The following is a 15,386-nucleotide window of genomic DNA, read 5'->3' on the forward strand; positions in this document are numbered from 1 at the left end:
AGGGACCAGCAAGGCGTTTTTTGGTGTTGAACTACAGACCGGAGGAGCAGCTAGCTGTTACTGAACGGCTGCGGATAGAGAATATATTCCTCAAGGCCGGCTTTTTCGAGCTGTGTGATACTGTATTCGTCAGGAGTGCCTTCGACACCGGCGTAACCCCGCCGGGTATACATATGCACCGCATCGGGAAAGGCGTCTCGCAGAACGCCGCGGATTTTTTTGCCGGAGCTGTCATTGTCCAGATACAGGTATACTTCTCCATCACCGACGGTGCGGCGCAGGGATTCAAGCTTGAGTGTGTTCAAGGTGCCGAAAGTGCACAGAATGTCGACCTCCGGCGCGAGCAGCCGTCTCAGCCGGCTGCGGTCATTCTTGCCTTCGACAATAATGGTGATGGACATAGGTGCTCACTCCCGGATCGTAGTTGGTTATGACGATATTGTACCTAAGCTTCGCCAATTTTAACAGTTCAAAGAGCAATATGTATTCATTCCCCGGGAAATGTCGTAAAAACAAACGTCATCAAACAAACAATCACCCGGCAGGGAAAATGCGGGTGATTGCTGGCGAATGCGGCTGGAATCAGGCGGCGTGGCTGTTCAAGCCCGGAGAATAAGCAGCGGGACTGCCGGATCTTCCGGGAGGAAGCAGCAGAAGGGCTGTCATCAGCAGCACGAAGGCAATGAAGTAAGGGGAGACATAGTCCCTCAGCTGTCCGGCGGCTACCGGCCCGGCAAATGCCCCTAGAGACATGGCGATGGATTGCAGCGAGAAGGTACGTCCCATCCGGCCTGCACCGCCCAGACTGATGAACAGGGAGGCCATCGCCGGGAATAACACACCTTTGGCTGCGCCAAGTATGAATAGAATGATTCCGGCCGGTATGCTGCGGAAGGCGGCCAGACTGAAGAAGCAGATGGCCATTCCCAGCAGTGCAGCAGCAATGCGGATGCCAGGGGCCAGCCGGTTCAGGAAGAACAGGCTGAGGGTCAGGAGTGCCCCCAGGCTGAGCAGCGACAGTAGAATTCCGGTTGAAATCATTCCGTCTCTTCCTTGAGACAGCGGAAGTTCAAAGAAGAGTACCCCTTGGGAACAGGATACGAAAAAAGGCAGCAGATAGTAGCGCTTAGAGACTGGAATGTCAGCTGTCAGTGGAATCGCCGCTTTCTCCTGCGGCAGCGGCACAGCGTGTGCGTGTGAAGCCAGCGCAGGAGAATGCTTCGGCACGCTGAAGTAAGCCATCACGCCTGTTAAGATCAGCAGCCAGCCCAGGGTACTGAAGGTGCCGGAATAGCCGGCCTTGAGAACAATGAATGCACCGGCCGCCGGTGAGACCACAGAAGCCAGCGTGTGGATGATCCCATGGCCTGACATGTACTTGCCCTGGGTAGCCGGGTCAGAGGAGAGAGAGGCCAGCAGGGTCATGCAGGCAGGCGAGAGGAAGGCCAGCGCGAAGCCGCTTGCTGCGCGCAGCAGCAGCAGATGCCAGGGCAGCTGGGCATGGGCCTGCAGCAGCAGAATTAGCCCGGCTGCTGTAAGAGCAAAGACGATGTAACGGCGGCTGCCGTTGCGGTCAACCAGTACACCGGCCAGCAGGTTGCCGGGGAGGTGGGTCAGCGAATACATTCCCATCATCCAGCCTATGAAGGCAGGGCCTGCTCCCAAAGACATGGCAAACGGCGTCAGAATGGGATACTGGGCGTGCAAATCAAAGAATGCCAGAAATAGAAACAGATACAGCCACAGTGCGGTTTTCACGGGTGACACCTCCAGGTTGTTGGCCAGCCGATGAGTAATGGGAAGGGATTCACTTGGAAGAAACGGCCTACTTGTACTTTACGTGCGCCGGAGGGGGCTTATACCATTTTCTTGGCCAATCCCAGTATGCGCTTCTGCAGCCCGGGAACCATGAATTATAAGAGGCATTCATGTATAATCATTATTATTAAGGATATGTCAGACGGGACAGGAGTCCCGGCGTGGCGAAATTTGCGATAGGGGTGTTGTGAAATTGATGGATCCGGCAGTGTGGTCACAATTTATCAGAGAGAATTGGCTTGTTATCGTTATTGCGCTTGTCCTGCTGTTTGCAGTAATTAATCTCGTTAAGACTGTACTGAAATGGGCAATTGTTATCATTATCGTTGCAGGCCTGTTCATCTACAGCGGGGTGACCATGGATCAGATAGGTAATGCTGTTAACAAAGTGGCGGACGGGACGGTCAGCACGCTGAAGAAGGAAGCGCAGGAAGTTATGCTTAAGGAAGCGCAGGAGGCGGTGTATACCTCCGGCGGTGACGGTACTTTTACAATTACGACTCCCAATCTCGAAGTGAAAGGCTCCGCCGCAGAGGATAAGGTTGAAGTGATCTTCCGCGGGGTCAGTCTTGGAAAGTGGAGTGTAACAGATACTACCAAAACATTTATTGACGAAGCCCGGAAACAGGCCGGCAAATAATAGTGCAGTTGAACCAAAGGCTAAATAGCCACAGAAGGAGGAGCGAGAGAGATGCTGAACAGCTGGATAGATAGTCTTAGTGAGGCCAATATCATCTCGATCGTCCTGCTGGTGGTCGTGCTGTTCTCCGTACTGCAGGGATGGGGCCGGGGCTTCAAAAGAGCGGCCGGAGGGCTGTTCGGACTGCTCGGCTCCGGAATAATGGCGATCGCGGCCCTGATTATGGCTGTTCCGGCCGCTGTATACCTCTCGCCACTAGCCGGGGAGTGGGCATCAGGCGTTGTTCTGCCTGACATCCGGATGAGCCAGTGGCAGCAGGTGTATTATACAGCTGTATCGGTGCTGGCGAACTCGCCGCTTGTGCGGTTCCTCCTCCTCCTCCTCCTGTCCTACAGTCTGATCCGCCTAATACTGGGTCTGCTGTTCCTGCTGCTGCCTTTCCGCCTGCCGCGGTTTTCGTCAAGGCCGGGAGGGAAGATCACGGGGGCCAGCCACTTAAGCGGAGCCGTTCTAGGCTTTGCCGCCGGGCTCGCCCGTGCACTTGTTCTGGTCTTTGCGCTTTATATCGGCGTAGGCCTAAATCCGGACAGCGGCTTCAGCCGCTACGTGGAATCCTCGCCGATCTACAGCCAGAGTGCGGCGGCGGTATTTGAGCCGCTGGCCGGTGAACAGGTCCGGGGTAAGCTTCCGGTGCTGACCAAGGCGGTAGCCGCCGAGATGAATGATATTTTGCGGCGCAAATATGAAGTGATCGACCATGATATTTCCGCGGACATCGCTGGTGCAGCCGCAGATATTGCCGGACAGGCTGACGGGGATGAAGCGAAGGCTAAGCTGCTCTATGATTGGATCGGCTCACGCATCACCTATGACTATACCAAGGCAGAGAACTATGAGCAGAAACGGATCTGGCATGAGCAGACCCCGCAGGATACCTTTGATACCCGGCTGGGGGTATGTATAGATTATGCCCGCCTCTATGCCATGATGGCCCGTTCGCAGGGCCTTCAGGTGCGGGTTGTAACCGGCAGGGGCTATGACGGGCAGGGCGGTTATGGTCCCCATGCCTGGAATGAGGTCTATATCAGCAGCAGGGAAGCCTGGATTCCGCTGGATTCTACCTGGGCCAGCAGCGGGAACTGGTTCAATACCAAGGATTTCGATTCAACGCATATCAAGGAAAACATCCTCTGACAAGAAGCGGGAGCTCCTCCATCTATGGTACAATAACAGCGTGTAAGAAGAGCTCTGCCTTTGGACTACCGGATATACGGTTTTGCATAACATACAAGGAGAGGACATGCTGTGAGATGGTTCGGTAAGCCGGGCTCCCGCCCGGATGGAGGTTCTGCCCGAAACTACCTGAGTTTACGCATAAATCTGTTTTTCTTCGGCACTTTTTTTATTTTTTGCATCATTATTATCCGCCTTGCAGGGCTGCAGTTTGTGGAGAGTCCTGAGCTTACTGAGGTCGAGGCCAGCCGGGAGACCAAGGATGTGCCGCTTGCGGCGATCCGGGGAATTATTCATGCTGCCGGCGGCGAGAAACTTGCCTATTCCACATCCATACAGTCGTTATATATCACTTTAACCAAGGAATATACAGCCAAAGCCAAGAACAAGGACACCGGAGTATATGACTTCACTGCTGAAGCCAAGGCAAGTACGAATTCACTGGTGGCGCGGCTCACGTCAGTTTTTAATGAATATGGTGATCCTTCCGCCAAAAAGCTCTCGCAGGAGGATATCCTTGCTCTGCTGGATCTTGATTATAAGAAATCACTCGGCTATGTCCCGCGCAAAATCAAGACGGGCCTGACGGTGAAGGAAGTCGCTCATCTCATGGAGAACAAGGAACGCTATCCTGGATTAGCTGTTGTGGAAGAAAGCGTCCGCCATTATGACAAGGATACAGTGGCAGTTCAGACGGTAGGCTATATGAAGCTGTTCCGTTCGACAGAGGACTATGATATATACAAGAATATTCGTAATGCCATGAAACAAACGGGCGCTGATCCCGGCCTGGCTTACAGGGAAGATGAATTTGTCGGTATCTATGGTCTCGAGCAGCAATATCAGCGAGAACTTAGGGGCAAGAATGGTTATCAGACCCTCTCCGTTAATCCGCAGAACATGGCTGAGGAAGTCATTGCATCCGTTCCGCCTGTCAAGGGCAATGATATCTGGATGACGATCAATAAAAGCGTGCAAATGAAGACAGAGCAGGCCATTATGGATCAGATCAGCTGGCTGCATACCAATCCGGTCCAAGGCAAATATCATCCGGATGCCCTGACCGGGTATGCGGTTGCGATGGAAGTCGATACAGGCAATGTAGTCGCAATGGCCAGTATGCCGGACTATGATACAAATGTCTGGAACGCCGAGAAGCTGCTGCCGGAAGTGTATGAGAAGATTAAGAATAATAACCAGAACGGCACGATTAACCAGAATACCTCCGGTGTCTCAGGGAATGGCCTGAAGTCACTGATTTTCCTGGGTTCCACAATCAAACCGTTAAGTGTGTTAATTGGTCTCAATGAAGGTTTATTCAACACGACTGACACTTATATAGACAAGGGAATCGCGTATTTCGGCAAGGATGACAGTTCCTCCGTAAGCAATTCCTCCGGCCACGTCCTGGGGCCGCTTGATCCCGCTAAGGCGATCCAGGAGTCATCCAATGCTTTTATGGTAGACTGGGTCGGCAATGCACTCTATAAGAAGTATCAGGGTGAAGGAATCGCAGTGTGGGACAAGTATATGAAGGCCTTCGGACTTGGGGTGTCGACACAAAGCGGACTGCCGGGTGAGAGTGCCGGAGTTGCCGATTATATCAATACGGAGCAAGCGGGCTCTGTCCAGGCGGCGTTAGTCTTTGCTTCCTTCGGTCAAAAAGGCAAGTATACCGCACTGCAGCTTGCCCAGTATACAGCAACGCTTGCCAATGAAGGGGAACGGATCAAGCCGCAGCTGGTCAGCAGGATTACAGATGCCGAGGGCCATACGGTTAAGGAATTCGGACGGGAAGTTCTGGACAAAATTACGTTTGATCCTTCGTACTGGAAGGAGATCAAGCAGGGGATGAACACGACAGTTAAGGTGTTTGACGGATTCCCGTATGACTTCGCCCGCAAGACAGGGACCTCTGAAATGGATGCGTACGGTGCGGTCCGTGACAACGGAGTCTTCATTGCTTATGCTCCGCGTGAGCATCCCAAGCTTGCTGTAGCGGTGATTATTCCGGAAGGCGGCTTTGGATCGAACAGTGCTGCACCGGTGGCCCGTAAAATATTTGAAGCCTATGACTCAGAATACGGGCTCGATGGAGTTCCCAAAAAAAATCTTCCGCCAGTAGCGCAGGAACAAGAATCGACTGTCAACTAAGAGATTTATATTATTTTTCCCGCTGAAACGGTGCTGTCCTTAGTAAGGACGGCCAAGCCGTTTCCACTTGAGATGTAGAGGAGTGAAAAACTGTGAGTGTTTTCCGAAAGCAGGCCTCTCCCCCGGATGAGAAGGACAGCAAGAGTTCGCTTGGCCTGCGGCTCAACGTGTTTTTCTTCAGCACGTTTGTAATTTTTTGCGTAATTATTATCCGTCTGGCTGTGGTGCAGTTTGTGGAAGGACCTAAGCTGACTGAGGTGGAGACCAGCCGGGATACCAAAAGTGTACCGCTCGCGTCCATCCGTGGTGCGCTTCGCGCAGCCGGAGGAGAAGAAATTGCCTATTCGACCTCCGTTCAATCGCTGTATATCACCCTGACAAAGGAATATACGGCCAAAGCCGTGGATAAGGAGACCGGAATCAGTGCACTGAAGCCGGAATCGAGAGCAAACGCCTATGCGCTGGCAACCCGGCTGGTCGAGGAATTCGATAAACATGGTGATCCGGACGGCGAGAAGCTGACGGTGAATAATGTGATTACTTCATTGGATTTATATTTCAAAAAATATTCGGGTTATATGGCACGCAAGATTAAATCCGGTCTTACCACCCAGGAAGTTGCTTATTTCATGGAGCATAAAAGCGAGTTCCCCGGTCTTGAGATTGTTGAAGAAGGCGTGCGGCATTATGACAAGGACACGGTTGCTGTGCAGACAGTCGGGTATATCAAGCCCTTCAAATCTTCCAGTACACTTAATATCTATAAGAACATACAGAACGCAATGAAGAAGATCGATGCCGATCCCGGCCTGAACTATAAAGATGATGAGTTTGTCGGCTTTGACGGTCTGGAGCTGCAATATCAGCGGGAGCTGCGCGGCAAGAATGGTTATCAGGTCATTTCAGTGAATCCGCAGAATATGGCCGAGAAGGTTGAAGAGGTTGTGCCGCCGGTCAAGGGTAATGATGTCTGGATGTCGATTAATAAGAACGTCCAGCTCAAGACGGAAGAGGCTATTACGGAGCAGATCAGCTGGCTGCACAGTCATGCTGTACAGGGCAAAACCCACCCCGATGCACTGACGGGTTATGCCGTAGCCATGGAAGTGGATACAGGCAATATTGTTGCCATGGCCAGTATGCCGGATTATGATACCAATGTCTGGACGGCGGAGAAGCTGGATTCCGATACTTGGAATAAAATTATGGGTAACTATCAGAATGGGACGATTACTCCGTATTCTTCGGGGATGTCCGGCCATGGATTCGGTTCTACCGTATTACTGGGGTCAACCATTAAGCCGCTGAGTGTGCTTGTGGGCTTGAACGAAGGATTCTTCAGCACCTCTTACCGGTATAATGATAAAGGGATCGCTTATTTCGGTAAGGATGACAAATCCTCCGTACGCAATTCCTCCGGACATGTCTACGGTCCAATGGACCCGGCCAAAGCGATTGAGGATTCCTCCAACGTATTCATGGTGGATATGGTCGGCAAGAAGCTTTATGAGCAATATAAGGGCGAGGGGATTGAAGTTTGGGATAAGTATATGAAGGAGTTCGGCCTCGGCGTCTCCACACAGAGCGGGCTTCCGAATGAGTATCTGGGACAGATTAACTATACCGATATCAAGGCAGCGGGCAGTGCGCAAGCCGCACTGGTCTATGCCTCCTTCGGGCAGCAGGGCCGTTATACGGTGCTGCAGCTGGCACAGTACGCTTCCACGCTTGCCAATGAAGGTGTGCGCATCAAGCCGCAGCTGGTCAGCAAGATCACCGACTCTGAAGGCAATGTGGTCAAAAAGTTTGAGCGCGAGGTGCTTGATGAGGTAACGACCTTTGACCCGTCCTTCTGGAAAGAAATCAAACAGGGCATGAACAGTAAGGTTACTGCATTTACGGATTTCCCTTATGATTTTGCCCGTAAGACAGGTACCTCCCAACAGCTGGGTAAAGGGGAACTACGTGATAACGGGGTATTTATTGCTTTTGCCCCGCGTAATAATCCTAAGTTAGCAGTTGCCGTGGTCATCCCTGAAGGCGGGTTCGGCTCCAACAGTGCCGCGCCGGTCGCGCGTAAAATATTCGATGCGTATGACTGGGAGTACGGGCTGGATGGCAACCCGAAGAAAAATGTGAAGACTGCAGATCCGGCCAATGGAGAGGCCGTAAACACAAACTGACGAACCGCCGTAGCCTGATTGACAAATACACAGCTCCCGAACGGGAGACATACAAGAATGGAGGGGTGGCAAATGACTGCCAAATACCGCCTGCTTGCATTGGATATGGATGGAACCCTACTGAATGATGAACAGAAAATTACCCCCAAAACGGTGGAATGGATCAAAAAAGCGATGAATGCCGGCGTACATGTCTGCCTGTCTACCGGACGTTCGTCCCGGAGTGCGATGCCTTATGCCGTACAGCTTGGCCTGGAGACCCCGATGATTATGGTAAACGGAAGTGAAGTATGGCGCGCACCGGGGGAGCTGTACCGCCGGTCCCTGATGGATGTGGAACTGGTCAAACAGATGCATAAGATTGCCGAAGAGTTCGATATCTGGTTCTGGGCATATTCGGTGGATGAAGTATACAACCGCGACACCTGGGACGGCGAAATTGACAGCAGGGAATGGCTGAAGTTCGGTTATTCTACCGAGGATAATAATATCCGCCATAAGCTGCTGATGCGTCTGCAGGAGCTGGGCGGGCTGGAGATCACGAATTCCTCGCCGTTCAATCTGGAGATTAATCCGCTTGGCGTTAACAAGGCATCCGGCATTCTGGAAGTCTGCAAGCTTCTCGGCATTAACATGTCCCAGGTTGTGGCCGTCGGCGACAGTCTGAATGATCTGGCGGCCATCCAGCAGGCCGGATTCGGCGTAGCGATGGGCAATGCCCAGGAGACCGTTAAGCAGGAAGCCGATGCTGTTGTGGCTACGAATAATAATGACGGGATCGCGGAAGTGATCGAGAAGTATATTCTGTCGGAGGCCGGAACCTCGGCTGGTAGAATTTCAAAGCAGGCTTAGTAGATGTAGTAATGAGTTTGGGATTATCAAATTTTTTATAGCTTGATCTGGAAGACAACAATTGGTGGGAGTAACGGAGGGGAAGTTTGAGCTGTAGGAGCGGTAGCGACCGCCTTTGCCACCGTATTTCCACCGCGAATAGCGGTATAGATCAAGAAATCTGGGGACAACAGCGGCCGGAAGCTCGATCATTCACCGCAGTTACGAGCGACACCTTTTGGAGTTCTTTTATTGCTATCAAAACTTGAGGAGTTGAAGGAATTGACGATCCTGGGTTGGATTCTGATCATTGCTTTGTTTGCAGTAGGGCTGGCAGGAGCGGTATATCCAATCCTGCCGGGCGCGCTGGCGATTTATCTGGCCTTCTTCGTATACGGCTGGTTCTTTTCCTTCGACCCCTTCGGTCCCTGGTTCTGGATTGCCCAGACATTGATTGTGGTGGTTCTGTTCGTTGCCGATTATGTAGTCGGGGCCTGGGGTGTCAAAAAGTTCGGCGGCTCACGGGCGTCCGTCATCGGCAGCACGATCGGCTTGATTATTGGCCCCTTTCTTATTCCGGCCTTTGGTCTGCTGATCGGCCCGTTCCTCGGGGCCTTTGTCGGTGAACTGATTGCAGGCTCTAAGCCGGGTAAGGCGGTCAAGGTCAGCTTCGGCTCCTTGCTGGGGCTATTCAGCAGTACCGTAGTCAAAATTATTCTGCAAATTGTTATGGTCGTCCTCTTCTTTATCTGGATCGGACGGTATTAAATTTATTGTGAAGAAGGCGAAACAGCTTGTCCAATAAGAAAGAATCTTTTGTTAAAGGCACGCTTATTCTGGCTGCGGCCGCACTTGTGGCCCGCATCCTTGGACTTGCCCAGCGGGTGCCGCTGGAACATCTATTCAATGATATAGGGAATGCATCCTTTACTCAGGCTAACAATGTGTATCTGCTGCTCCTTCCGCTGGCGACCGCAGGAATACCCAGCACGCTGAGCAAAATGGTATCAGAGCGTTATGCTCTGAACCGTCCGCATGAAGCACAGCAGGTATACCGTGCCGCCCTTATCTTTGCAGCTGTTGTAGGTGTTGTAATGAGTACAATACTGTACATAGCCGCTCCGTATTATGCGGAGTACACCAAAGTTCCTGAGAGTACGCTGGCCATCCGGGCGATTGCCCCGGCGCTGCTGCTGTTCCCCGCAATCGCGATGATGCGCGGTTATTTCCAGGGGCGCAATAATATGATGGCCGGAGGTATCTCACAGATTATTGAGCAGATTGCCCGGGTATCGACGGCAATTCTGCTGGCTTTTATTCTGCTGCGCCAAGGCTACAGCAACACATGGATGGCTGCAGGCGCTTCTTTCGGCAGTGTGCTCGGGAGTGTCGGCGCTTTCGGTGTTATGCTGTATTACGCGATGAAGATGCGCCGCAGCGAGGAGCAGATTGCTCTTTATGAATCAAATGAGGCACGCCTTCCGTTACTTGGAATATATAAAGATATTTTCAAACTGTCCATTCCAATTGTATTATCTTCGATCACAGTACCTGTTGTGAACTTTATCGATACTTCCTTTATTGTACCGCTGCTCAGCGGCCGGATCGGAATGGAGGAAGCTACCCGGGCCCTGGGGATATTCGGCAGCCGTGCACAGAGTATAGCAGGTATCCCGCCGGTGTTGTCTATCGCGCTTAGTACGTCGCTCATTCCGATTATTTCAGCGGCGTACGCCCGCAAAGATGAACAGCATCTGAAACGCCAGGTTACCCTGGCTATGCGTATTTCCATTCTTACCGGCACACCAATTGTACTCTCTCTCGTTGTGGCGGCATATTCTGTCAATGGACTGATCTTCAGCAGTCTGGACGGCAGCGGGATTGTAGCGATGCTGACGCTGGGGACTATTTTTCAAATCACTATGATGACTACGAACTCTATTCTGCTTGGGATGGGCAAGTCGCGGATTTCGATGTATTACGTGCTTGTCGGGATTATCGTGAAGTTCGCTTCCAACTTCCTGTTCAGCCAGCTATTCGGCATCTATGGCATCATCGGCTCTACGGCCCTGTGCTTCATTGTCATTACGCTGCTTAATCTGCGGATGCTCAAAAAGATCATTCCCTTCGAAATTCTCGGCAAACGCTGGGGCGGATTCTCAATCGCTGTACTCGCATCGGCCGGGATCGGCTATGGCCTCAATGAAGCGGGGATTATGCTGACTCATCTGATGCCGGCAAGACTGGCATTCCTGATTACATGTCTGGTGGTTGGAACTGCCGTGGTTATCATTTATCTGGTACTGTTGATTGTTCTGGGCGTACTGAGCAGCCAGGAAATCGCAGGTTACCCGCGTCCGCTGCGCAAACTGCTGAATCCTCTAATGAAGCTGCAGCCGGCGCATGTGCGTGCAAACGAATAAAGCTGTGATCATTGTCTTATTTTGTCTTTTTTATTTGACTTATTCCGTACATTTTGCTTCACTTAGAGAAGAGTCATGGGTAACGGTTAAATGAGAAAGGATGGTTAATAGATGGACAAAATTAGTTCTCCTGCTGAGTTTCAGGTGTCAATACAATCTCCGCGCTTAACGGTGGCGGTATTCAAGGCGGATTGGTGCTCGGATTGCAAATTCATGGATCCGTTTATGCCGGATGTGGAACTGAAATATAGTGACCGCCTCACACTCGTTGAAGTGGATGTCGATGCCGTAGGCGACGTCAGCCAGGAACAGAATATTCTGGGCATTCCGAGCTTTGTCGCGTATACCGATGGACGGGAACTGGTCAGATTCGTGAATAAGCTTCGTAAGTCCCGTGAGGAAATTGAGAATTTCCTGAATACGGCGCTGGATGTATACCTTAGCATCCACAAGTAATGAAGCAGCACCGCTTTCGCCCTACCCGAGCAGAAGCGGTGTTTTTTTTCTAGAATTGTCTGCGGGCGCTATCATTATACTAATTCATTCCTATAAAATGCGGGTGATAACATTGACGACCCTTCAATTAAAATGGCTTAGCTATATAACCTGCCTCGTTATGTTTCTGGCGCTGCTCGGCGGAGCGGTGGTTACTAAGACGGGTTCGGGGCTGGAATGCGGTAATGAATGGCCGCTGTGTCACGGAAAGCTGATTCCGGCTTATACCGTAGGCTCCCTGATTGAATATACCCATCGTCTGTTCAGCGGACTTGCGGGCCTAATGTCACTGGCTTCCATGTTTGCATTCTGGCGTTATGCCCGTAAGCGCAGGGATCTGCTTACCTATGCCTTGTTAACCCTTATATTCGTAGTGGTGCAAGGCGGAATGGGAGCGCTTGCGGTAATCAAGTCGCAGTCTGCTGGAGTGATGGCTTTACATATGGGATTCTCGCTGATTGCGTTCGCCAGCTCCCTGATGCTTGCGCTTGGAGCAGGGCGGATCTACCTTTCGGGGGAAGAAAATAGCACTGCAGAACCGAAAGTAAGCAGGGGCTTCCGTAACTTAACCTGGTTTACTGCGTTATATTCTTATATGGTCGTGTATATTGGGGCTTATGTAAGCCATACCGATTCGCAGGGGGGCTGTTCAGGCTGGCCGCTGTGCAATGGGGAATGGATTCCGGAGCTGTCTGGCGGGGTGGGCATTGTATTCATACACCGGCTTGCAGCGGCGCTGCTGTTCCTGCTGACTGCTATTCTGGGACATCTGGCTTTCTGGAAATACAAAGAGCTGACGGAGCTGAGGGCTCTGGGTGTTGCCGCAGTACTGCTCTGCCTGATGCAGGTATTCAGTGGAGCTGCTGTGGTTCATACGCTGTATAATGAACGACTGTACATCTTTACCGCGTTGTCGCATATTTTGCTGATTGCCGGCTTGTTTGGGGTTCTATGTTATATGAGTGTCCGTGTCTGGCAGTTAAGCGGAACAGGCAAGAAATTATAAGATTACCGTTAAGGGCATGGGTAAGGTTCGGGCCCGGTTCGAGGAGGAACGTTTAGTGGGATACGGTAATTTGCGACAATGGATCGAACAGCTCCGCAGGGACAAGGATCTTGCCGTGATTGATGCTCCGGTTGATCCGCATCTGGAGCTGGCCGAGATTCACCGCCGGGTAGCCGCTGAGGAAGGCCCGGCGCTGCTGTTTACAAATGTACAAGGAACGCCGTTCCCGGTTGCAACCAATCTGTTCGGTACTGTCCGCCGGGTGAATAAGGCCTTCGGGACCCGCCCGGAGCAGTTAGTGAAATCCATGACGGCAGCTATGGAGACGATGATTCCGCCATCAGCTGCCGGACTTTGGAGAGAAAAGGGCTTGCTGCTTGACCTGATCCGAGCAGGAACCAAAAATATACCGCAAGGTGAAGCACCGGTACTAGGCATCTGCCGCAGCAGTAATCCGCTACAGGAATTGCCCCGAATTACCAGCTGGCCTAAGGATGGAGGGCCGTTCATCACCCTTCCTGTGGTCTATACAGAGAGTATAACCAACCCCAAAGACCATAATCTCGGGATGTACCGGGTCCAGATTTATGATGACAGCACCACCGGCATTCATTGGCAAATTCATAAAGGAGGGGGCTTCCATCACCGTCAGGCTGAGCTGCTGGGGGAGACGATTCCGGTCTCTGTCTTTATCGGCGGGCCGCCTGCCCTGATTGCGGCCGCTGTTGCCCCGGTGTCAGAGCGCCTTCCGGAATTGATGCTGGCATCCCTTATGCAGGGCGGGAAGCTTCCTATGGTGCAGGACCCCCTAGGCGGTCACCGTATTCCATCAGAAGCCGAATTCTCCATCCGCGGGCGGGTGTCTCCGTTTGAGCGTAGACCGGAAGGCCCGTATGGCAGTCAATCCGGCTATTATTCGCTGCAGCATGATTTTCCCGTAATGCATGTGCAGCGGATGTGGCACCGCAAGGATGCGATTTTTCCGGCCACGATTACCGGCAAACCCCGACAGGAGGATTATTATCTGAAGGATTATCTGCAGCGGCTGCTGGCTCCGGCCTATCCGTTAATGATGCCTTCTGTAAAAGCACTGTGGGCGTACTCGGAATCCGGCTCGAACGCCTTGGCGTCTGCGGTGATGAGAGAGAGCTATCCGCGTGAGGGACTGGCTTCGGCCTTCCGTATCCTGGGGGAAGGCCAGCTCTCTTTAACGAAATTCCTGCTCCTGACGAATGAAGCGGTTGAGCTTACGGATTTCCCCAAACTGCTGGAAACCGTGCTTGAACGCTTTAATCCGGCATCAGATCTGGTGATCTTCGCTAACACCTCCATGGATACCCTTGACTATACCGGCCGCAAGCTGAATCATGGCAGTAAGGCTGTGATGATGGGCACCGGCAACCCGGTGCGTGAACTGCCTAGAACCTATACGGAGGGTCACCTTCCAGCAATCACCGACGCCGTGCCCTATTGCGGCGGATGTTTAGCCGTTTCCGGAGCATCCTATATAGAAGACCCTGAGCTTCCCGTCAGGCTGGCCGCTTCCTTCCAGGAGAAGGGCACAGCCTGGCCGCTGATTGTTCTGGTGGACGATGCTGCAGAAGCAGTGCGCACACAAACGTCCTTCCTGTGGACAGTGTTCAGCCGGTTTAATCCGGCGGATGATATTTATGCGGAGACCCATGTATTGCGTAACGCAATCAGCTATTCGCTGCCTATTGTAATAGATGCCCGGATGAAGCCGGGATACCCGGAGGAGCTGGTTCCTCATGAGGACACGGTTGAACTGGTGAACCGGAACTGGAATCGTTATTTCCCTCATTTTTAGATCTTAAGTATTCTGAGGAGGACAAATATGCTGCGGACATTACTGGGAGAGCCGCCCCGCGAGAATAGCGGGGTACTGGCCGAAGCCATGGACAACATGGCGAAGGTCGCCTCCATGCTGCGCAAGGAGATGAACGCACATGAAGACCGTGACCATGAATACCGCAAGCTGGAAATATGGACACGCGGTCTGATCTCATCGCTGGACGAGCTGGAACAGAGCTGGTTCGCCGCCGCCTTTTACCGGAGGTCGGTAGTTGCCGGTTATATGGATGATATGTCGCCCACGGAGCAGGGGGAGTACGCCAGGTATGTGTATTTTTATAAGGACGGCTTCATCCGGGTGTTCTCCCTGCTGGACAAGCTGGGTACGGTCCTGAACAGTCTGTATGATCTGAATACAGGGAAAGTCAAAGCACATTTCTCATACTTCACTGTGCTTCGCCAATTTCAGCTGCTTCAGGCGCACAACCCGCTGGCCAATGAGCTGGAGAGGATCAGGAACTCTTACCGCGAACCGATAGAGAATCTGCGCAAACGGCGCAATGCCGAGATTCACTACATGAACGCTGAGATGACGGATGATCTCTGGCAGCGCCATCAGGGGCTGCATGACAAAATCCAACTGGAGGATCTTGACAGCCATCTGGAGGATTTGAAGCAGAGCCTGGAGATGGTGTGCAAATCTTTGTCGGCTGCCTTCAGGTACAGCAATGAGCAGTGGCACAAGAATAAAGCTGCATCCAGCAAGCGTTCAGAGCACGTACAGCCGTAAA

13 protein-coding genes are annotated in these 15,386 nt (G+C 52.2%); 11 read left to right on the plus strand and 2 right to left on the minus strand.

The window, feature by feature from the left end; genetic code table 11:
- Positions 1 to 50 precede the first annotated feature (50 nt).
- Complete coding sequence (locus tag MKX70_RS11135) at positions 51 to 401, minus strand: DNA primase (protein ID WP_042239479.1); 351 nt, start codon at positions 399 to 401, stop codon at positions 51 to 53.
- Between the two features lie 181 nt (positions 402 to 582).
- On the minus strand, positions 583 to 1,758 hold the full coding sequence (locus MKX70_RS11140) for an MFS transporter (protein ID WP_042239477.1): 1,176 nt from the start codon (positions 1,756 to 1,758) through the stop codon (positions 583 to 585).
- A gap of 256 nt (positions 1,759 to 2,014) precedes the next feature.
- On the opposite strand from MKX70_RS11140, the gene MKX70_RS11145 reads away from it, so the two are divergent.
- The 11 genes from MKX70_RS11145 to MKX70_RS11195 all read left to right on the plus strand — a co-directional run bounded on the left by MKX70_RS11145 (position 2,015) and on the right by MKX70_RS11195 (position 15,385).
- Positions 2,015 to 2,458, plus strand: coding sequence for a hypothetical protein (locus MKX70_RS11145; RefSeq protein WP_042239475.1), 444 nt, complete (start codon positions 2,015 to 2,017; stop codon positions 2,456 to 2,458).
- 51 nt (positions 2,459 to 2,509) lie between these two features.
- Positions 2,510 to 3,652, plus strand: a complete 1,143-nt coding sequence (locus tag MKX70_RS11150; RefSeq protein ID WP_340782666.1) for a transglutaminase domain-containing protein — start codon at positions 2,510 to 2,512, stop codon at positions 3,650 to 3,652.
- A gap of 111 nt (positions 3,653 to 3,763) precedes the next feature.
- A complete protein-coding gene (locus tag MKX70_RS11155; RefSeq protein ID WP_340840019.1) occupies positions 3,764 to 5,845 on the plus strand; it encodes a peptidoglycan D,D-transpeptidase FtsI family protein in 2,082 nt (693 codons plus the stop codon).
- A gap of 92 nt (positions 5,846 to 5,937) precedes the next feature.
- Complete coding sequence (locus tag MKX70_RS11160; protein ID WP_340840020.1) at positions 5,938 to 8,028, plus strand: peptidoglycan D,D-transpeptidase FtsI family protein; 2,091 nt, start codon at positions 5,938 to 5,940, stop codon at positions 8,026 to 8,028.
- Between the two features lie 72 nt (positions 8,029 to 8,100).
- Positions 8,101 to 8,880: a Cof-type HAD-IIB family hydrolase gene (locus tag MKX70_RS11165; RefSeq protein ID WP_042239467.1), complete on the plus strand. Its 780-nt coding sequence runs from the start codon at positions 8,101 to 8,103 to the stop codon at positions 8,878 to 8,880.
- 261 nt (positions 8,881 to 9,141) lie between these two features.
- Positions 9,142 to 9,627: a DUF456 domain-containing protein gene (locus MKX70_RS11170; RefSeq protein ID WP_042239465.1), complete on the plus strand. Its 486-nt coding sequence runs from the start codon at positions 9,142 to 9,144 to the stop codon at positions 9,625 to 9,627.
- Positions 9,628 to 9,653: 26 nt separating this feature from the next.
- Positions 9,654 to 11,282, plus strand: coding sequence for a putative polysaccharide biosynthesis protein (locus MKX70_RS11175; RefSeq protein ID WP_340840021.1), 1,629 nt, complete (start codon positions 9,654 to 9,656; stop codon positions 11,280 to 11,282).
- Between the two features lie 111 nt (positions 11,283 to 11,393).
- Positions 11,394 to 11,738, plus strand: a complete 345-nt coding sequence (locus MKX70_RS11180; protein WP_042239463.1) for a thioredoxin family protein — start codon at positions 11,394 to 11,396, stop codon at positions 11,736 to 11,738.
- A gap of 112 nt (positions 11,739 to 11,850) precedes the next feature.
- Positions 11,851 to 12,783 (plus strand): COX15/CtaA family protein, encoded by a 933-nt coding sequence (locus MKX70_RS11185; protein ID WP_340840022.1) that lies wholly within the window; start codon positions 11,851 to 11,853, stop codon positions 12,781 to 12,783.
- 55 nt (positions 12,784 to 12,838) lie between these two features.
- Positions 12,839 to 14,611 (plus strand): UbiD family decarboxylase, encoded by a 1,773-nt coding sequence (locus MKX70_RS11190; protein ID WP_340840023.1) that lies wholly within the window; start codon positions 12,839 to 12,841, stop codon positions 14,609 to 14,611.
- A gap of 27 nt (positions 14,612 to 14,638) precedes the next feature.
- The gene (locus MKX70_RS11195; RefSeq protein WP_340840025.1) at positions 14,639 to 15,385 is read left to right on the plus strand and encodes a Cthe_2314 family HEPN domain-containing protein; all 747 of its coding nucleotides are present in this window, start codon (positions 14,639 to 14,641) and stop codon (positions 15,383 to 15,385) included.
- Position 15,386: the final 1 nt, after the last annotated feature.

The organism is Paenibacillus sp. FSL R7-0312 (assembly GCF_038004445.1).
In the GTDB taxonomy this organism is placed as follows: domain Bacteria; phylum Bacillota; class Bacilli; order Paenibacillales; family Paenibacillaceae; genus Paenibacillus_AQ.